This is a genomic window from Pseudomonas sp. RA_35y_Pfl2_P32 (genome assembly GCF_963970735.1).
In the GTDB taxonomy this organism is placed as follows: domain Bacteria; phylum Pseudomonadota; class Gammaproteobacteria; order Pseudomonadales; family Pseudomonadaceae; genus Aquipseudomonas.
On sequence record NZ_CAXAQF010000190.1, the window covers coordinates 1 to 532 of the forward strand.

The 532-nt window shown below is 64.7% G+C and carries 1 protein-coding gene; it reads right to left on the reverse strand.

Features of this window, described 5'->3' with window-relative positions; translation table 11 throughout:
- On the reverse strand, positions 1–532 hold a 532-nt coding region (locus AACY45_RS27800; protein ID WP_339548684.1), incomplete at both ends, for a hypothetical protein.

Consider the following 532-nt stretch of genomic DNA (forward strand, 5'->3'; position numbering starts at 1 on the left):
TGGGGAATTTGCGCGAGGGACCGGATTCGATCCGGAACAGGAACGGCGCGCCATTTTCCGTGAACGAGGTGTTGTCGGGATAGAGAAGATTGCCCGATTGCGTGTCGCCGCAGATCCATTTGTTGAACGCAGGGTGACCCCCGACCATGCGCGCGCGGCCATAGACGCCGCCATTGAGCGACCATCGTTCATGCCAGCGCTTGGTCGAGAGGTTCACTTCCCACGACCAGGCCGGCGAGGAGAGCCGCCAGAACTTCTTGCCGCCCGCGATGTGGCAGCCCGCCTCCAGCGTCTGGCCGGCCTTGACGGCGGCCTCGATCAGGCGGTTGAGATCGGGCGGCGAAATGTCGGTCGGCGCGATCGAGTTCGGCGGCAGCCACTGCACGTGGAAATCCTGACTGACCCATAGAAGCTCGGCAAAGCCAATCTCGAAGCCGGCGATGGCGGAAGGCTGCGCAAGGCCGACATCGACGATGGTCTGCCGGGCATAGGGGAAGGCGGGCGCGGCGATCGCCGCATCCTGCCAGACCTC